Source organism: Pseudomonas sp. HUK17, from assembly GCF_001566765.1.
In genome coordinates this window covers 1-18,217 of the sequence record NZ_LSMW01000007.1, presented here as the reverse complement: position 1 = coordinate 18,217, position 18,217 = coordinate 1, and the positions used below count along the sequence as shown (strand labels likewise).

General features: G+C 64.4%; 20 protein-coding genes. 13 read left to right on the top strand and 7 right to left on the bottom strand.

All coding sequences use genetic code 11. From position 1 onward, the window contains the following. Position 1: 1 nt before the first annotated feature. The 6 genes from hpf to AX284_RS04165 all read right to left on the bottom strand — a co-directional run bounded on the left by hpf (position 2) and on the right by AX284_RS04165 (position 4,886). The gene (hpf, locus tag AX284_RS04190) at positions 2-310 is read right to left on the bottom strand and encodes a ribosome hibernation-promoting factor, HPF/YfiA family (RefSeq protein WP_017640052.1); all 309 of its coding nucleotides are present in this window, start codon (positions 308-310) and stop codon (positions 2-4) included. 91 nt (positions 311-401) lie between these two features. Then, positions 402-1,901, bottom strand: a complete 1,500-nt coding sequence (locus AX284_RS04185) for an RNA polymerase factor sigma-54 (protein WP_026083728.1) — start codon at positions 1,899-1,901, stop codon at positions 402-404. Positions 1,902-2,003: 102 nt separating this feature from the next. Beyond that, positions 2,004-2,732, bottom strand: a complete 729-nt coding sequence (gene lptB / locus AX284_RS04180) for an LPS export ABC transporter ATP-binding protein (protein ID WP_068383734.1) — start codon at positions 2,730-2,732, stop codon at positions 2,004-2,006. Next, entirely contained in the window at positions 2,729-3,271 is a 543-nt protein-coding gene (gene lptA, locus AX284_RS04175) for a lipopolysaccharide transport periplasmic protein LptA (RefSeq protein ID WP_017640055.1), read from the bottom strand. The genes lptB and lptA overlap by 4 nt, the downstream gene beginning before the upstream one ends. After that, positions 3,258-3,830, bottom strand: a complete 573-nt coding sequence (gene lptC, locus AX284_RS04170) for an LPS export ABC transporter periplasmic protein LptC (RefSeq protein ID WP_007159515.1) — start codon at positions 3,828-3,830, stop codon at positions 3,258-3,260. The genes lptA and lptC overlap by 14 nt, the downstream gene beginning before the upstream one ends. 81 nt (positions 3,831-3,911) lie before the next feature. Further along, entirely contained in the window at positions 3,912-4,886 is a 975-nt protein-coding gene (locus AX284_RS04165) for a KpsF/GutQ family sugar-phosphate isomerase (RefSeq protein ID WP_068383733.1), read from the bottom strand. Between the two features lie 204 nt (positions 4,887-5,090). Here AX284_RS04165 and AX284_RS04160 point away from each other — a divergent pair, with 204 nt between their 5' ends. The 10 genes from AX284_RS04160 to hisC all read left to right on the top strand — a co-directional run bounded on the left by AX284_RS04160 (position 5,091) and on the right by hisC (position 13,051). Continuing rightward, complete coding sequence (locus AX284_RS04160; RefSeq protein WP_017640057.1) at positions 5,091-5,900, top strand: ATP-binding cassette domain-containing protein; 810 nt, start codon at positions 5,091-5,093, stop codon at positions 5,898-5,900. Continuing rightward, entirely contained in the window at positions 5,900-6,694 is a 795-nt protein-coding gene (mlaE, locus tag AX284_RS04155) for a lipid asymmetry maintenance ABC transporter permease subunit MlaE (RefSeq protein ID WP_017640058.1), read from the top strand. The genes AX284_RS04160 and mlaE overlap by 1 nt, the downstream gene beginning before the upstream one ends. Beyond that, entirely contained in the window at positions 6,694-7,170 is a 477-nt protein-coding gene (gene mlaD / locus AX284_RS04150; protein WP_007159511.1) for an outer membrane lipid asymmetry maintenance protein MlaD, read from the top strand. The genes mlaE and mlaD overlap by 1 nt, the downstream gene beginning before the upstream one ends. 14 nt (positions 7,171-7,184) lie before the next feature. Beyond that, complete coding sequence (locus AX284_RS04145) at positions 7,185-7,835, top strand: MlaC/ttg2D family ABC transporter substrate-binding protein (RefSeq protein ID WP_068383732.1); 651 nt, start codon at positions 7,185-7,187, stop codon at positions 7,833-7,835. Next, on the top strand, positions 7,832-8,146 hold the full coding sequence (locus tag AX284_RS04140) for an STAS domain-containing protein (RefSeq protein ID WP_064306770.1): 315 nt from the start codon (positions 7,832-7,834) through the stop codon (positions 8,144-8,146). Before AX284_RS04145 ends, AX284_RS04140 begins: the two co-directional genes overlap by 4 nt. A gap of 73 nt (positions 8,147-8,219) precedes the next feature. After that, positions 8,220-8,459: a BolA family protein gene (locus AX284_RS04135; protein ID WP_007159508.1), complete on the top strand. Its 240-nt coding sequence runs from the start codon at positions 8,220-8,222 to the stop codon at positions 8,457-8,459. A gap of 22 nt (positions 8,460-8,481) precedes the next feature. After that, complete coding sequence (gene murA, locus AX284_RS04130; RefSeq protein WP_017640061.1) at positions 8,482-9,747, top strand: UDP-N-acetylglucosamine 1-carboxyvinyltransferase; 1,266 nt, start codon at positions 8,482-8,484, stop codon at positions 9,745-9,747. Positions 9,748-9,756: 9 nt separating this feature from the next. Beyond that, positions 9,757-10,389, top strand: coding sequence for an ATP phosphoribosyltransferase (gene hisG / locus AX284_RS04125; protein WP_007159506.1), 633 nt, complete (start codon positions 9,757-9,759; stop codon positions 10,387-10,389). 290 nt (positions 10,390-10,679) lie between these two features. Further along, positions 10,680-11,999 carry a histidinol dehydrogenase gene (hisD, locus tag AX284_RS04120; RefSeq protein ID WP_017639067.1) on the top strand — a complete coding sequence of 440 codons (1,320 nt, stop codon included), beginning with the start codon at positions 10,680-10,682 and terminating at the stop codon, positions 11,997-11,999. Continuing rightward, a complete protein-coding gene (gene hisC / locus AX284_RS04115) occupies positions 11,996-13,051 on the top strand; it encodes a histidinol-phosphate transaminase (RefSeq protein WP_017639066.1) in 1,056 nt (351 codons plus the stop codon). The genes hisD and hisC overlap by 4 nt, the downstream gene beginning before the upstream one ends. Positions 13,052-13,064: 13 nt before the next feature. On the opposite strand, the gene AX284_RS04110 is transcribed toward hisC, so the two are convergent. Beyond that, complete coding sequence (locus tag AX284_RS04110) at positions 13,065-14,186, bottom strand: S1C family serine protease (RefSeq protein WP_017639065.1); 1,122 nt, start codon at positions 14,184-14,186, stop codon at positions 13,065-13,067. A gap of 115 nt (positions 14,187-14,301) precedes the next feature. Here AX284_RS04110 and AX284_RS04105 point away from each other — a divergent pair, with 115 nt between their 5' ends. The 3 genes from AX284_RS04105 to cysN all read left to right on the top strand — a co-directional run bounded on the left by AX284_RS04105 (position 14,302) and on the right by cysN (position 18,040). Next, complete coding sequence (locus tag AX284_RS04105; RefSeq protein WP_068383731.1) at positions 14,302-15,057, top strand: Nif3-like dinuclear metal center hexameric protein; 756 nt, start codon at positions 14,302-14,304, stop codon at positions 15,055-15,057. A gap of 165 nt (positions 15,058-15,222) precedes the next feature. Continuing rightward, positions 15,223-16,140, top strand: coding sequence for a sulfate adenylyltransferase subunit CysD (gene cysD, locus AX284_RS04100; RefSeq protein ID WP_017639063.1), 918 nt, complete (start codon positions 15,223-15,225; stop codon positions 16,138-16,140). A 1-nt stretch (position 16,141) separates the two neighbouring features. After that, complete coding sequence (gene cysN, locus AX284_RS04095; RefSeq protein WP_068383729.1) at positions 16,142-18,040, top strand: sulfate adenylyltransferase subunit CysN; 1,899 nt, start codon at positions 16,142-16,144, stop codon at positions 18,038-18,040. Positions 18,041-18,217: the final 177 nt, after the last annotated feature.

Here is an 18,217-nt window from a genome sequence, read left to right as displayed (position 1 = left end):
CTCAGCGGACGCCAATGCCCTGCTGGCGTTCGATCGATTTTTCCTTGTGTTTAATCAGTTGGCGGTCGAGCTTGTCGGCCAGGAGATCGATGGCGGCATACATGTCGTCGTGCTCGGCGTTGGCGACCACCGCAGCGCCGGAGACGTGCAGGGTGGCTTCGGCCTTTTGCTTGAGCTTGTCCACTTCCAGGATGACCTGGACGTTGGTGATGCGATCGAAGTGCCGTTCGAGGCGGGCGAGTTTCTCGCCGATGTAGTCACGCAGGGCTTCCGTCACTTCAAGCTGATGGCCACTGATGTTGACTTGCATACCGCTTCTCCTTATTGCCGGGCTGCGATCGGCGAAGCTGCTCGCCGACATGACACGGGTCGATCGAGGCACGGTCACACATCAGGACGCGTCATAGGAGACGCTTGCGTTCGCTGGACGGAGCGATACCCAGGGATTCCCGATACTTAGCCACCGTGCGACGAGCGACTTGTATACCTTGCGATTCCAGTAAACCAGCGATCTTGCTGTCACTCAACGGCTTTTTCGCGTTTTCCGCCGCCACCAATTTCTTGATGATCGCGCGGATCGCGGTGGAGGAGCATTCGCCGCCCTCGGCGGTGCTGACGTGGCTGGAGAAGAAGTACTTGAGTTCGTAGATGCCACGCGGAGTGTGCATGAATTTCTGGGTGGTCACCCGAGAGATGGTCGACTCGTGCATGCCCACCGCCTCGGCGATGTCGTGCAGGACCAACGGCTTCATGGCCTCTTCGCCATATTCGAGAAAACCCCGCTGGTGCTCGACGATCTGGGTCGCCACCTTCATCAGGGTCTCGTTGCGGCTCTGCAGGCTCTTGATGAACCAGCGCGCTTCCTGGAGCTGGTTGCGCATGTAGGTGTTGTCGGCGCTGCTGTCGGCGCGTTTGACGAAACCGGCGTACTGGGGATTGACCCGCAGGCGCGGTACGGCTTCCTGATTGAGCTCCACCAGCCAACGCTCGTTGTGCTTGCGCACGATGACGTCCGGCACCACGTATTCGGCTTCGCCGGATTCGATCTGCGAGCCGGGACGCGGGTGCAGGGTCTGGATCAGCTCGATGATCGGCTTGAGCTCGTCTTCCTTGATCTTCATGCGCCGCATCAACTGCGCATAGTCACGGCTGCCGAGCAGATCCAGGTAGTCGCCAACCAGGCGCTTGGCTTCGCCGAGCAGGGGCAGGGTGGCGGGCAGCTGGGCCAGCTGGATCAGCAGGCATTCGCGCAAGTTGCGCGCGGCGACGCCGGCGGGCTCGAATTGCTGGACGCGTCTGAGCACCACCTCGACCTCGTCGAGATCGACTTCCAGCTCGGGGTCGAGGGAGGCATGGATGTCTTCCAGGCTTTCCTGCAGATAGCCGTCGGTGTCGATGCCGTCGATGATCGCCAGGGCGATCAGGCGGTCGAGATCCGACATGGGCGCCAGGTTCAACTGCCAGAGCAGGTGGGTCTGCAGGCTCTCGCCGGCGGAGGTACGGGTGGTGAAGTCCCACTCGTCGTCGTCATTGCTGGGCAGGCTGCTGGCGCTGGTCTGGTAGATGTCTTCCCAGGCGGTATCGACCGGCAGCTCGCTGTCGCTGGGGATGCGCTCGCTCCACTCGGATTCGTCGGCCATCTCGTTGGTGGCGACCGAGGTTTCCTTGAAGGTGGTTTCCATGGTGCCGGAGCCTGAGCTCTCATCGCCTTCGCCCGAGGCTTCGCTCTGGTCGAAGTCTTCGCCTTCTTCCTGGCGTTCCAGCATCGGATTGGATTCCAGGGCTTCCTGGATCTCCTGCTGCAAGTCGAGCGTCGAGAGCTGGAGCAGACGTATGGCTTGTTGCAGCTGCGGCGTCATCGTCAGCTGCTGGCCCATCTTGAGGACTAGCGATGGTTTCATGGCTGCGGAAATACACCTTGTCTACCGACGCGAACAGCGCCACCGAACCTCGCGAACCCTGCGAGCGTTAGCAAATTATATGCCTTGTTTCCCCGGGTTTGCCTAGAGGCGGAATTCGTGGCCCAGATAGACTTCCTTCACCAGGTCGTTGGCGAGGACTTCTTCGGCGGTACCCTCGGCGATGAGCTGGCCATCGTTGACGATGTAGGCCGTTTCGCAGATGGTCAGGGTTTCCCGCACGTTGTGGTCGGTGATGAGCACACCGATACCCTTGGCCTTGAGGTGGCGGATGATCTGCTTGATGTCACCCACCGAGATAGGGTCCACACCGGCGAAGGGTTCGTCCAGCAGGATGAACTTGGGCGCGGTGGCCAGGGCGCGGGCGATCTCGACACGGCGACGCTCGCCACCCGACAGGCTCATGCCGCGGTTGTCGCGGATATGGGTGATGTGGAATTCCTGCAACAGGCTTTCCAGCTCGCGCAGACGACCGGCCTTGTCCAGGTCCTTGCGGGTTTCCAGGATGCCGAGGATGTTGTCGGCCACGGTCAGCTTGCGAAAGATCGAGGCTTCCTGCGGCAGGTAACCGATCCCGGCGCGGGCACGACCGTGCATGGGCAGGGCGGTGACATCCTGCTCGTCGATCAGCACGCGGCCCTGATCGGCCTTGACCAGGCCGACGATCATGTAGAAGCAGGTGGTCTTGCCGGCGCCGTTCGGGCCGAGCAGGCCGACGATCTGACCGCTGTCGATGCTGACGCTGACGTCGCGAACGACCTGACGACCCTTGTAGCTCTTGGCCAGATGCTGGGCTTTGAGCGTAACCGTCATTGTCCCTGCCCCGACTGCTGCTGATCCTTGGGCTGGATGACCATGTCGATCCGCGGCCGCGGCGTGGTGACCTTGCTGCCATTGGCACGACCGGCATTGACGATCTGGCGCTGGGTGTCGTAGACGATCTTCTCGCCTTCGAAGGTGTTGCCCTGTTGGACCACCTTGGCCTGGTCGATCAGGATGATGCGATTTTCCTGGGCGAAATACTGGATGGTCAGACCATAGGCCTTGACGATGTCCTTGTCCGCCGAAGGCTTCTGCTCGTAGTAGGCCGGCTTGCCCACTGCGGTGGCGACCTTGATGTTGCCCTGGTTGTCCTGGGTCAGGGTCACCGTATTGCCGGTGATCTTCATGCTGCCCTGGGTGATGACCACGTCTCCGCGGTACACGGCCACGCCCTGCTTGTCGTCGAGCTCGGCGCTGTCGGCCTGCACGCGGATCGGCTGGGTGCGATCGGTCGGCAGGGCCCAAGCCGCGGCACTGCCAAGGGTGGCGCCGAGGGTGAACAGGAAGGGGAGGGTTTTAACGAACCTCATGCTGGCCTCTTACGTTGGACAGCAGGAGCATTCTGCCGTCTTCTAGATACGCTTTCATGCCATTGGCCGTGGTCACCCCATTGGCGGCCTCGATTCTAACGGCTTGCTCGGTTTGCGCATATTGTTTGTCAGGAAAGACGGTCATGCGGGTGGTGGTCAACACCACTGGGCGGCCTTTCTCATCGGTACGCTCGACGCGTACGTCATCGATCAGCTCCGCCTGACTGCCACCGGGGGCGACCTCGGCGCGGGCACTGCGAATGTGCCAGGGATAGTCGGTACCGCGAAAGGCCAGCATGTCGGGGCGGGTCACCAGGGTGACGTCGGTCGCCTTGACGTGTTCGCTGCGCTCGGCCTTGAGTTCGTACTGGATCTTGCCATCCAGGCGATACTGGATCGTCCGGGTATTGAGGGCGTAGCCGTCGATGGCGCTGTCTTGCGGGGTCGACGAGGCCGGAGCATCGACGAAGCGCTGCGGCAGGATGTTCCAGTAGCCGATCGCGATGAGCGCGGCGGCGATCAGGACCAACAGCACGGGGCGGCGCAAGCTGCGAAACATGAGGGTACCTGTGGTGGGCCGCACCAGGGCGGCGGGTTGAACACGAGAGTGCAGCGTATTAGTCGGGCAGTATAACCCGGCCTACAGCACCCCGGCGCGTAGCAGGTCACCCATGTTGAGGGCACCGATCGGGCGCCGTTCGTCATCGATCACCACGAGCGCGTTGATCTTGTGCTCCTCCATGATCTTCAACGCCTCGGCCGCGAGCATCGGCGCCCTGGCGGTTCGACCACCGCGGGTCATCACGGTTGCGATGGGCGTGGTGCGCACATCGATGCCGCGATCCAGGGCACGACGCAGATCGCCGTCGGTGAAGATGCCGGCGAGACGGCCATCGGCGGCGAGCACGCTGGTCATGCCCAGCCCCTTGCGCGACATCTCCAGCAAGGCATCGGACACCAGGGTGTCTTCGCCGACCTGCGGCAGGTCGGCGCCGGCATGCATGACGTTTTCCACCTTGAGCAGCAGGCGCCGGCCCAGGGCGCCGCCCGGGTGGGAAAAGGCGAAGTCCTCGGCGGTGAAGCCACGGGCCTCGAGCAGGGCGATGGCCAGGGCATCGCCCAGCACCAGGGCGACGGTGGTGGAGGAGGTGGGTGCCAGATTGAGCGGGCAGGCCTCGGTGGCGACGCTGGTGTCCAGGTTGACGTCCGCGGCCTTGGCCAGCGGCGAGGCGGGATTGCCGGCAAAGCTGATCAAAGGGACGCCCAGGCGCTTGATCAGCGGCAGCAGGGTCAGGATCTCACTGGAGGTGCCCGACTGGGAGATGGCGATGATGACGTCATCGCGGGTGATCATGCCCATGTCGCCATGGCTGGCTTCGGCCGGATGCACGAAGAAGGCCGGGCTGCCGGTGCTGGCCAGGGTCGCGGCGATCTTGTTGCCGACATGCCCGGATTTGCCCATGCCCAGGACCACGATACGCCCACGGCAGGCGAGCAGGTGGCGACAGGCGGCGGCAAAGCTTGCGTCGATGCGTTCGCCCAGGGCGGCCACGGCCACTCGCTCTACATCTATGGTGCGCTTGGCGGAAGCGATGAAATCTATTGAGTCGGGCATGGGTCAGAAGGCAGGTGACGGGACAATCGGAAATTATATGCGCAAAGCCGCGACACTCAGCAACGCCGCCTGCAGCTTGGAAGTCTCATCGGCAACGAATGCTATAGTGCCGCCCTTTTGCCGGGGCCGCCGAACGCAAGAGCCGCGTGCCCTGAAGCGGCGGAGCGGCGTCTCCCTGCACAGAGTTGAACGTTAGGAGTCTTGATGACCGTCGATAGCCCGTACGCCGTGGAGTTGAAGGGTGTTTCCTTCAAGCGCGGCACGCGTCTCATCTACGACCGCGTCGATATCCGCATCCCGCGGGGCAAGGTCACCGGGATCATGGGACCGTCCGGCAGTGGCAAGACCACTCTATTGCGTCTCATCGCCGCCCAGTTGCGGCCGAGCAGCGGCGAGATCTGGGTCAATGGCGCCAATCTGCCGCAGCTGTCCCGCGGCGAACTGTTCGAGATGCGCCGGCAGATGGGCGTGCTGTTCCAGAGTGGCGCGTTGTTCACCGACCTCGATGTGTTCGAGAACGTGGCCTTTCCGCTGCGCGTGCACACCAAGCTGCCCGAGGAAATGATCCGCGACATCGTCCTGCTCAAGTTGCAGGCGGTGGGGTTGCGTGGCGCCGTCGAACTGATGCCGGACGAACTGTCGGGTGGCATGAAGCGCCGGGTCGCCCTGGCGCGGGCCATTGCCCTGGATCCGCAGATCCTCATGTACGACGAGCCCTTCGTCGGCCAGGACCCCATCGCCATGGGCGTGCTGGTGCGCTTGATCCGCCTGCTCAACCAAGCCCTTGGATTGACCAGCATCGTGGTCTCCCACGACCTGGCCGAGACCGCCAGCATCGCCGACTACCTCTATGTGGTGGGCGACACCAAGGTGCTGGGGCAGGGCACGCCGAAGGAATTGCGCGAATCGCCGGATCCGCGGGTTCGCCAGTTCATGCAGGGCATCCCCGATGGCCCGGTACCCTTCCACTATGCCGCGCCGGATCTGCGCGATGCCTTGCTGGGGAAACACTGATGCGTAAGGTCTCCGCCGTGGAGCGGATTCGTCGGCTGGGCCGAGCCGGGCTGGACGTCGTGGCGGCCATCGGCCGCTCGGTGATCGTCCTGCTGCTGGCGGTGTTCGGTCGCGGTGGCGTGGGCAACGGCCTGCAGCTGCTGGGCAAGCAACTCTATTCGGTGGGCGTGATGTCGCTGCCGATCATTGTGGTGTCGGGCTTCTTCATCGGTATGGTGATCGCCCTGCAGGGCTACAACATCCTGGTCAAGTACGGTTCCGAGCAGGCCGTGGGGCAGATGGTGGCCCTGACCCTGCTGCGCGAACTTGGCCCGGTGGTGACCGCGCTGCTGTTCGCCGGCCGGGCGGGTTCCGCCTTGACCGCCGAGATCGGCAACATGAAATCCACCGAGCAGCTGTCCAGCCTGGAAATGATCGGCGTGGATCCGCTCAAGTACATCGTCGCGCCGCGTTTCTGGGCCGGTTTCATTTCCATGCCCCTGCTGGCCGCCATGTTCAACGTGGTGGGCATCTGGGGCGCGGCCATGGTCGCCATCGACTGGCTCGGTGTCTACGACGGCTCCTTCTGGGCCACCATGCAGAACAGCGTGATGCTCAGCGACGTGCTCAATGGCGTGGTCAAGAGCCTGGTGTTCGCCTTCGTGGTGACCTGGGTCGCCGTCTTCCAGGGGTATGACTGCGAGCCGACCTCCGAAGGCATCGGTCGCGCCACTACCCGTACCGTCGTCTATGCGTCGCTCGCCGTGCTCGGCCTCGACTTCATTCTTACCGCCCTGATGTTTGGAGATCTCTGATGCAAACCCGCACCCAGGAAATCGGTGTCGGACTCTTCCTGCTGGCCGGCGTGCTCGCACTGCTGCTGCTGGCACTGCGGGTAAGCGGTCTGACGATGAGCGACCACCACGATACCTACAAGGTCTACGCCTACTTCGACAACATCGCCGGTCTCACCGTGAGATCGCGGGTGACCATGTCGGGCGTGACCATCGGCAAGGTCACCGCCATCGATCTCGACCGCAACAGCTACCGCGGTCGGGTCACCATGCAGATCGACAAGCAGGTGGACAACCTGCCGACCGACTCCATCGCCTCGATCCTGACCGCCGGCCTGCTTGGTGAGAAGTACATCGGCATCAGCGTGGGCGGTGACGAGCAGGTGCTCAAGGAGGGTTCGACCATTCGAGATACACAATCCTCGCTGGTTCTCGAAGACCTGATTGGCAAATTCCTGCTCAACTCGGTCAATAAAGACTCTTCCGCCAATAAATGATGAGAGGCTTCTCCATGCTCAAGCTACTTCGTCACGGAGTGATCGCGATCCTGGCCCTGCTGCCGCTGGTGTCCCAGGCGGCGCCCTCGGCCCATGACGTCATCCAGCAGACCACCAGCACGCTGCTCAGCGACCTCGAGACCAATCGCGACCGGTATCGCAGCAGCCCGGAAGCCTTCTACGAGTCGCTCAACAACATCCTCGGCCCGGTGGTGGATGCCGAAGGCATCTCGCGCAGCATCATGACCGTGCGCTATAGCCGCAGTGCCTCGCCCGAGCAGATGGCGCGCTTCCAGGAAAACTTCAAGCGCAGCCTGATGCAGTTCTATGGCAATGCGCTGCTGGAGTACAACAACCAGGGTATCCGCGTGCTGCCTGAAGGTCCGTCCGACGGTCCCGACCGCACCAGCGTGGGCATGGAGGTCAAGGGCAACAATGGCGCCGTGTATCCCGTGCAGTACAGCATGGTCAAGCAGGGCGAGGACTGGAAGGTCCGTAACGTCATCATCAACGGCCTGAACCTCGGCAAGCTGTTCCGTGACCAGTTCGCCCAGGCGATGCAGGAGAACGGCAACGACCTGGACAAGACCATCAACAACTGGGCGGGCACCGTGGCCAAGGCCAAGGACTCTCCCGAGGCCCAGAAGGCCAAGGTCGGTTCGTGAGTCGCGCCGCCATCACCGGCGAGGGCGCTCGACTGCAGCTGTCGGGCGTGCTCGATCACGCCAATGTGCCGGCCCTGCGTGAGCAGGGCCGGGCACTGATCGGTCAGGGCAGTGGGCCGCTGGTGCTCGACTGCGCTGGCATAGAACGCTCCAACAGCGCCGGATTGGCGCTGTTGCTGGCCTGGCTGCGCGATGCCCAGGTCGCGGGGCGCCCGCTGACCATCGCCGGTCTGCCCTCCGAGTTGCGGCAGATCGCCGAGGTCTCGGATGCCCTGGAGTTGCTGCCCCTGGCGGACGACGCTCACGGCTAACGGTCATCGCAGTCGCCGTACAGCCGGTTTTTTTGTATGATCGCCGGCTGTACTAGATTGCCGAGGTGCCGCCATGCAGGCCCAAGAAGTCAAAAGCCTCCTGGAGGCAAAACTGGCCGATACCCAGGTCGAAGTGGAAGGCGAGGGCTGCAACTTCCAGCTCTACCTGATCAGCGACGAGCTCCAGGCACTCAGCCCGGTCAAGCGTCAGCAGCAGGTCTACTCCCACCTCCAGCCGCAGATCGCCGATGGCAGCATCCATGCTGTCACCATGAAATTCTTCACCCGTGCTGCCTGGGCCGAACGCGCCTGATTCGCAGCGCCGAGAACTCGCTATGGACAAACTGATCATTACCGGCGGCAACTGCCTGAACGGTGAAATTCGCATTTCCGGGGCCAAGAATTCGGCCCTGCCGATCCTGGCCGCGACCCTGCTCGCCGACACTCCGGTGACCATCGCCAACCTGCCGCACCTGCACGACATCACCACCATGATCGAGCTGTTCGGTCGTATGGGCGTCCAGCCGGTGATCGGTGAAAAGCTCAACGTCGAGGTGGATGCCTCCAGCATCAAGACCTTGGTCGCGCCCTATGAGCTGGTCAAGACCATGCGCGCCTCGATCCTGGTGCTGGGCCCGATGGTCGCCCGCTTCGGCGAGGCGGAAGTCGCCCTGCCCGGCGGTTGCGCCATCGGTTCGCGTCCGGTCGATCTGCACCTGCGTGGCCTGGAGGCCATGGGCGCCAAGATCACCGTCGAAGGCGGCTACATCAAGGCCAAGGCGCCGGCCGGCGGCCTGCGCGGTGCCCACTACTATTTCGATACCGTCAGCGTGACCGGTACCGAGAACGTGCTGATGGCCGCCACCCTGGCCAAGGGCCGCAGCGTGATCCAGAACGCCGCTCGCGAACCCGAAGTCGTCGATCTGGCCAACTGCCTGATCGCCATGGGTGCCAACATCCAGGGCGCCGGTACCGACACCATCACCGTGGAAGGCGTCGAGCGCCTCGGTGGGGCCACCTATTCGGTGCTGCCGGACCGCATCGAGACTGGCAGCTACCTGGTTGCCGCCGCTGCCACCCGCGGCCGCGTCAAGCTCAAGGATACCGATCCGACCATCCTCGAGGCCGTGCTGGCCAAGCTGGAAGAGGCCGGTGCCCACATCGCCACCGGCAGCAACTGGATCGAGCTGGACATGAAGGGCAATCGCCCCCGCGCGGTCAACATCCGCACGGCGCCCTATCCGGCGTTCCCCACCGACATGCAGGCCCAGTTCATCTCCATGAACGCCGTCGCCGAAGGCACCGGTACCGTGGTCGAGACCATCTTCGAGAACCGCTTCATGCACGTTCACGAGATGGTACGCATGGGCGCCAACATCGCCATCGAAGGCAATGCCGCCATCGTCACCGGCGTGCCCAGCCTCAAGGCCGCCCCGGTCATGGCGACCGACCTGCGCGCCTCGGCGAGCCTGGTCATCGCCGCCCTGGTAGCCGAAGGCGATACCCTGATCGATCGCATCTACCACATCGACCGCGGCTACGAATGCATCGAGGAGAAATTCCAGCTGCTCGGCGCCAAGATCCGTCGCACGCCCAAGTAAGGACCTCCGATGCTGACCATCGCCCTGTCCAAGGGCCGTATCCTCGACGATACCCTGCCGCTGCTGGCGGCGGCGGGGATCGCCCCGACCGAGAATCCGGACAAGAGCCGCAAGCTCATCATCCCGACCACCCAGGACGATGTGCGCCTGCTCATCGTCCGCGCCACCGACGTGCCCACCTATGTGGAACATGGCGCCGCGGACCTGGGCGTGGCCGGCAAGGACGTGCTGATGGAATACGGCGGCGATGGTCTCTATGAGCCGCTGGACCTGCGCATCGCCCGCTGCAAACTGATGACCGCGGGCGCCGTGGGCGCTCCGGCGCCGCGTGGCCGGCTGCGGGTGGCGACCAAGTTCGTCAATGTCGCCAAGCGCTACTATGCCGAGCAGGGTCGTCAGGTCGACATCATCAAGCTGTACGGCTCCATGGAGCTTGCACCGCTCGTGGGGCTGGCCGACAAGATCATCGACGTGGTCGACACCGGCAATACCCTCAAGGCCAACGGACTCGAACCCCAGGAGCTGATCGCCCATATCAGCTCGCGCTTGATCGTCAACAAGGCCTCGATGAAGATGCAGCATGGCCGTATCCAGGCCCTCATCGAGACCCTGAGACACGCCGTCGAGGCGCGCGGCGCCTGAGAACCTGTTCAAAGCCTGCTGCGCGTCGGCCAAACTGCGTTAAAAATGGCTTCGGAATGCTCATTTACCACTCGTAAACTCCGCTTCCTCAGCCATTTTTGCCTTGTTTGTCTCTAGCTCGCGAGACTTTGAACAGGCTCTACGTCCTGGCCGGCATGCCGAATGCCGGTCAAGGCTGCTTCCATCCCTCCAGCTTCGCCTATCCGTGCCATAGCCAAATTGTCGGGCGCCCACACGGAACCGGCTGTTACTCTCGGGCGCCCCTTTCGCTCTCCTGAAGAGGATCCGCCATGACCGCTCCGCTCGCCATCCGCCGACTTGCCGCCGCCGCTCCGGATTTCGCCGAGCATCTGGATCATCTGCTGAGCTGGGAAGGGGTGTCCGACGCCGACATCAACCAGCGGGTCCTGGCGATCATCGCCGACGTGCGCCACCAGGGCGACGCCGCGCTGCTCGAATACACCCGGCGCTTCGATGCCGTCGAGGCGACCGCCATGAGCGATCTCATCCTGCCGCGCGCGCGTCTGGAAGAAGCCCTGACCCGCATCACGCCGGAGCAGCGCACCGCGCTGGAAGCCGCCGCCGAGCGCGTTCGTCGTTATCACGAAAAGCAGCGCCAGGATTCCTGGCAGTACCAGGAGGCCGACGGCACCGTGCTCGGCCAGCAGGTCACCCCGCTGGATCGTGCCGGGCTCTATGTGCCGGGGGGCAAGGCCTCCTATCCCTCCTCGGTGCTGATGAACGCCATCCCCGCCAAGGTCGCCGGCGTAAAGGAAGTGGTCATGGTGGTGCCCACGCCCCGCGGCGAGGTCAACGAACTGGTGCTGGCCGCCGCCGCCCTGGCCGGTGTCGATCGCGTCTTCACCATCGGCGGCGCCCAGGCCGTGGCCGCCCTGGCCTATGGCACCGAAAGCGTGCCGCCGGTGGACAAGATCGTCGGCCCCGGCAACATCTATGTCGCCACCGCCAAGCGCCACGTGTTCGGCAAGGTAGGCATCGACATGATCGCCGGCCCGTCGGAGATCCTGGTGGTCTGCGACGGCCAGACCGATCCCGACTGGATCGCCATGGACCTGTTCTCCCAAGCCGAGCACGACGAAGACGCCCAGGCCATCCTGGTCAGTCCGGACGGCGCCTTCCTCGACGCCGTAGCGGCCAGCATCGCCCGCCTGCTGCCGGAGATGGAGCGCGCCGACATCATCCGTGCCTCGCTGGAAGGGCGGGGTGCCCTGATCCAGGTCACCGACATGGCCCAGGCCATCGAGGTGGCCAACCGCATCGCCCCCGAGCACCTGGAGCTGTCCGTCGCCGAGCCCGAGCAGTGGCTGCCCGAGATCCGCCATGCCGGCGCCATCTTCATGGGGCGCTACACCGCCGAGGCCCTGGGCGACTACTGCGCCGGTCCCAACCATGTGCTGCCGACCTCGGGCACCGCGCGCTTCTCCTCGCCCCTGGGCGTGTACGACTTCCAGAAGCGCTCCTCGATCATCCACTGCTCGGCCGCCGGCGCTTCCGCGCTGGGCCGGGTCGCCTCGGTCCTGGCGCGTGGCGAGTCCCTGACCGCCCACGCCCGCAGCGCCGAATACCGCATTCAGGAGGAGCAGGCATGAGCGAACTCTGGAGTCCCTTCGTCAAGAACCTGGTGCCCTATGTCCCGGGTGAGCAGCCCAAGCTGACCAACCTGGTCAAGCTCAACACCAACGAGAATCCCTACGGTCCATCACCGCGGGCGCTGGACGCCATCCGCGCCGCTGCCACCGACGACCTGCGTCTCTATCCCGATCCCAACGGCCAGGCGCTCAAGGATGCCGTCGCTCGCTACTACGGCATCCAGAGCGACCAGGTCTTTGTCGGCAACGGCTCGGACGAGGTGTTGGCGCACATCTTCCTGGGCCTGTTCGGCCATGGCCGACCCGTGCTGTTCCCGGACATCAGCTACAGCTTCTATCCGGTCTATTGCGGCCTCTACGACATCGCCTTCGAGACGCCAGCGCTGGACGAGGATTTCCAGATCGTCCCCGAGGACTATCTGCGGCCCAATGGCGGCATCATCTTCCCCAACCCCAATGCGCCGACTGGCAGCGCCCTGGCGCTGGACGCCATCGAGCGCATCGTCGCCGGCAATCCGACCTCGGTGGTGGTGGTGGACGAGGCCTACGTCGACTTCGGGGCGGAGTCGGCAGTCGCCCTGATCGAGCGCCATCCCAACCTGGTGGTGACCCAGACGCTGTCCAAGTCCCGCTCCCTGGCCGGCTTGCGCGTTGGCCTGGCCATGGGCCAGGCGCCGCTGATGGAGGCCCTGGAGCGGATCAAGAACAGCTTCAACTCCTATCCGCTGGATCGCCTGGCCCTGGCCGGCGCGACCGCGGCCTTCGAGGATCGCGCCTATTTCGACGAGACCTGTCGGCAGGTGATCGAGAGTCGTGAAGCGCTGGTGGGCGAATTGCTGGCGCGCGGCTTCGAGGTCCTGCCCTCGGCCGCCAACTTCATCTTCGCCCGTCATGTGCAGAAGGGCGGGGCGGTGCTGGCCGCGGGCTTGCGCGAGCATGGCGTCATCGTGCGCCACTTCAGCCGACCCGAACGCATCGCCGACTTCCTGCGCATCACCATCGGTACGCCGGCGCAGAATCAGGCGTTGATCGCGGCCCTCGATACCCTCTGAGAGACGCCCATGGCTAGCGCGCCTTTTCCATCAGGGGGCGCAGCCCGACGGTGACCTTGACCTGCACCGTCTTGTCCTGGCGCCGCACCTCGATGGGGATGCTGTCGCCGGGTTGCTTGCGGGCGATCTGGTTCATCGCCAGCCGGCCATCCTTGATCGGTTGGCCCGCCAGCTTGACCAGTACATCGCCGGCGCGCAGACCGCCCTTGTGCGCCGGTCCATCGGGATCTATGTCCGTCACCACGATGCCCTGATCGACCTTGAGGCTATAGGTCTTGACCAGTTCCGGGGTGATCACCTCCACCGCCACGCCCAGCCAGCCACGGATGACCTGGCCATGCTGGATGATCGAGCGCATGACCTCCATGGCCAGCTTGATCGGGATGGCGAAGCCGATGCCCTGGGAGCCGCCGGAGAGGATGGCGGTGTTGATGCCGATCAGATTGCCGCTGGCGTCCACCAGCGCCCCGCCGGAATTGCCCAGGTTGATCGCCGCATCGGTTTGGATGAAGTCCTCGTAGGTATTGAGACCCAGCTGGTTGCGACCGGTGGCGCTGATGATGCCCATGGTCACCGTCTGGCCGACGCCAAAGGGGTTGCCGATGGCCAGCACCACGTCACCGATGCGGATGGCGCTCGAATCGCCCACCGAGATGGCCGGCAGATTGGGCAGGTCGATCTTCAGTACGGCGAGGTCCGTGGCGGGATCGCTGCCGATCAGCTTGGCCAGGGTCTGGCGGCCGTCGGCCAGCGCCACCACGATGGACTCGGCGTCCAGGGTCACGTGGTTGTTGGTCAGCAGATAGCCGTCATGGCTCATCAGCACGGCGGAACCCAGGCTGAGTTCTTCCACCGGCTTGGTCGCGCCTTTGCGATCGCTGGCCGTATCTCCGGCCTTGCCCGGCTTGGCCGCCTTGGTCGAGCGCAACGACACCACCGCGGGCGCGGCGCGACTGGCCGCGTCGGCGTAGGAAACCGGTCCCTCCTGGCGCGAACTGGCGGGCGCCTGGGCGGCCTCGAACAGCGGCGGCTGGGCGGGCAGGCCGAGCCACTGGGGATAGCGCTGCATGATCAGGGCTGCAACGAGCAGACCGCACAGCACGGGCCAGCCGAGATAACGCAAAGCCTTGTACATCGATCACATCCTTGAATTTGTCCACCCGGGGTGCGCCGGATAAGCTGGCGGCCATTATAAGGAGCGGCGCCAGCCGAAGACACGCTGGCGCCGCCAACGAGGAGGTAAGCCGCACGTGACCCTGTCCCTTGAGCAACTGGTAGAGACCGCCGACCGCTACCTGGAATCGGCCCGGATCCAGGATTATTGCCCCAACGGCCTGCAGGTCCAGGGCCGCGAGCAGGTGCGCCTGCTGGTCAGTGGCGTTACGGCTTCCCAGCAGCTGCTGGACGCCGCCGTCGCCGCCGGTGCCGATGCCATCCTGGTGCACCATGGCTATTTCTGGAAAAACGAGGACGCCCGCCTCATCGGCATGAAGCACCGGCGGATCAAGACGCTGCTGAGCCATGACATCAGCCTGCTGGCCTACCACCTGCCCCTGGATGTCCATCCCGAGGTGGGCAACAACGTCCAGCTGGGACGCCGCCTGGGGCTGCAGGATATCCGGCCGCTGCCAGGGGATGCCAAGGGGCTGATCTGGCAGGGCGAGTTGCCGCAGGCGCAATCCGCCGGGGACTTCGGTCGGCAGGTGGCGGACGTGCTGCAGCGCGAGCCGCTGGTGGTCGACGGCGGGCGCTCGATCCGGCGCCTGGCCTGGTGCACCGGGGGCGCCCAAGGCTACATCGACCAGGCCATCGCCGCCGGAGTGGATGCCTACCTGACCGGCGAGGTATCCGAGCAGACGGTGCACAGCGCTCGCGAGAACGGGGTGAGTTTCTTCGCCGCCGGCCACCATGCCACCGAGCGCTATGGGGTGCAGGCGCTGGGCGACCATCTGGCTGCGCAGCTGGGTATCCAGCACCTCTTCATCGACTGCGACAATCCCGCCTGAGCGTCATAAGCATAGAACTTCTGGTTCTAAATAGCCTGGCGGGCCATAACCGTTGCCTATGGTAAGGTTGAGGTTCGTCCACGGCCCGCTCTGTCCGGTGTGTCCAGTCGACTGGATGCCGCAACGGACCTCTCCTAGGCCACCTTTCTGCAATCGTGAGTAGCCATGCTCGACAAACAGACGCACCTCAAACAGCTTGAGGCGGAAAGCATCCACATCATCCGTGAAGTGGCCGCCGAGTTCGACAATCCGGTCATGCTGTATTCCATCGGCAAGGATTCGGCCGTGATGCTGCACCTGGCCCGCAAGGCCTTCTTTCCCGGCAAGCTGCCGTTCCCGGTACTCCACGTGGACACCGGCTGGAAATTCCAGGCCATGTATGAATTCCGCGATCGCATGGTCGCCGACATGGGCCTCGATCTGCTGGTGCACAAGAATCCGGAAGGGGTCGCCCAGGGCATCAATCCCTTCACCCATGGCAGTGCCAAGCACACCGACATCATGAAGACCCAGGGCCTCAAGCAGGCGCTGGACAAGTACGGCTTCGACGCCGCCTTCGGCGGTGCCCGCCGCGACGAGGAGAAGTCCCGCGCCAAGGAGCGCGTCTACTCCTTCCGGGACAGCAAGCACCGCTGGGATCCCAAGAACCAGCGTCCCGAGTTGTGGAACATCTACAACGGCAAGACCAACAAGGGCGAGTCGATTCGCGTCTTCCCGCTGTCGAACTGGACCGAGCTGGACATCTGGCAGTACATCTACCTCGAAGGCATCCCGATCGTGCCGCTGTACTTCGCCGCCGAGCGCGAGGTGATCGAGAAGAACGGCACCCTGCTCATGATCGACGACGACCGTATCCTCGAGCACCTCTCGTCCGAGGAGAAGGCCCGCATCCACAAGCGCCAGGTGCGCTTCCGTACCCTTGGCTGCTACCCCCTGACCGGCGCGGTGGAGTCCCAGGCGACCACGCTGACGGACATCATCCAGGAGATGCTGCTCACCCGCACCTCCGAACGCCAGGGCCGGGTCATCGACCACGATGGCGCCGGGTCCATGGAAGAGAAGAAACGTCAGGGGTATTTCTAAGATGTCGCACCAATCCGATCTGATCGGCCAGGACATCCTGGCCTACCTCGCACAGCACGAACGCAAGGAGCTGCTGCGCTTCCTTACCTGCGGCAACGTCGACGACGGCAAGAGCACCCTGATCGGGCGCCTGCTGCACGATTCCAAGATGATCTACGAGGATCACCTGGAAGCCATCACCCGCGATTCCAAGAAGGTCGGCACCACCGGCGAAGAGGTCGATCTGGCGCTGCTGGTGGACGGTCTGCAGGCCGAGCGCGAGCAGGGCATCACCATCGACGTGGCCTACCGCTACTTCTCCACCGCCAAGCGCAAGTTCATCATCGCCGATACCCCCGGCCATGAGCAGTACACCCGCAACATGGCCACCGGGGCCTCCACCTGCGACCTGGCGATCATCCTGGTCGACGCCCGTCACGGCATCCAGACCCAGACTCGCCGGCACAGCTACATCGCCTCGCTGCTGGGCATCAAGCACATCGTGGTCGCCATCAACAAGATGGACCTGCTGGGCTTCGACGAGGCGGTGTTCGAGCGCATCAAGGACGACTACCTGGCCTTCGCCCAGCGCATCGACCTCAACGCCAAGGACATCCACTTCGTCCCCATGTCGGCGCTCAAGGGCGACAACGTGGTGAATCGCAGCGAGCAGACGCCCTGGTACAGCGGCAAGCCGCTGATGGAAATCCTCGAGACCGTGGAGATCGCCGCCGATCGCAATCTCGACGACCTGCGCTTCCCGGTGCAGTACGTCAACCGGCCCAATCTCAACTTCCGCGGCTTCGCCGGGACCCTGGCTTCGGGCGTGGTCACCAAAGGCGATGCCGTGGTGGTCCTGCCGTCGGGCAAGGGCAGTCGCATCAAGTCCATCGTCACCTACGAAGGCGAGCTGGAGCAGGCCGGACCCGGCCAGGCGGTGACCCTGACCATGGAAGACGAGATCGACATCTCCCGCGGCGACGTCCTGGTACATGCCGACAACCGTCCCCAGGTCACCGACAGCTTCGAGGCCATGCTGGTGTGGATGGCCGAAGAACCCATGCGGCCCGGCAAGAAGTACGACATCAAGCGCGCCACCAGCTACGTGCCCGGCTCGCTGCCGAGCATCGTGCACACGGTGGACGTCAACACCCTGGAACGTGGCGCCGCCAGCGAGCTCAAGCTCAACGAGATCGCCCGGGTCAAGGTGGCTCTCGATGCGTCCATCGCGCTGGATGGCTATGGCGTCAACCGCACCACCGGCGCCTTCATCGTCATCGATCGCCTGACCAATGGCACCGTCGGTGCCGGCATGATCATCGCCGACCCGGTGGGCCGGGGTGGCCATGGCCAGGGCGCGCACCAGCTGCACGTCGGCAATGGCGAGCGGGCCGCGCGTTTCGGTCAGCAGCCCAGCACCGTGCTCTTCACCGGTCTCTCCGGCGCCGGCAAGACCACCCTGGCCTATGCCCTGGAGCGTCGCCTGTTCGATGCCGGTCGCGCGGTCTTCGTGCTGGACGGTCAGAATCTGCGCCACGACCTGAACAAGGGGCTGCCCCAGGATCGCGCCGGGCGTCGCGAGAACTGGTTGCGTGCCGCCCAGGTGGCCCGCCAGTTCAACGAAGCGGGTCTGATCGCTCTGGCGGCCTTTGTCGCGCCGGATGCCGAGGGCCGTGCCCAGGCCCAGGCGCTGATCGGTGCCGAGCGTCTGCTGACCGTACACGTCAAGGCGTCGCCCAAGGCCTGCGCCGAGCGCGATCCCCAGGGGCTCTACGCCGCCGGTGGCGACAACATTCCGGGTATCTCCTTCGCCTACGATGCCCCGGAAGATGCCGATCTGGTGATCGACACCGAGCAGCTGTCGGTGGAGGAGGGGGTCCAGCAGATCCTCGACGTCCTGCGTCGGCGCCAGGTGGTCTAGGGCGTTTAGCCAAGAAAAAACCCGCCGAGAGGCGGGTTTTTTCTTGGGTCCTTACCAGCGCGGGGGGGGGCCGTAGTAGTAGGCGCCGGGCGGCGGGCCGTAATACACCGGGCGGGGCTCCACCACGCGATATTCGTAGACCGGTGCCGGCTCGTAGTAGACCACGCGCGGCGGCGG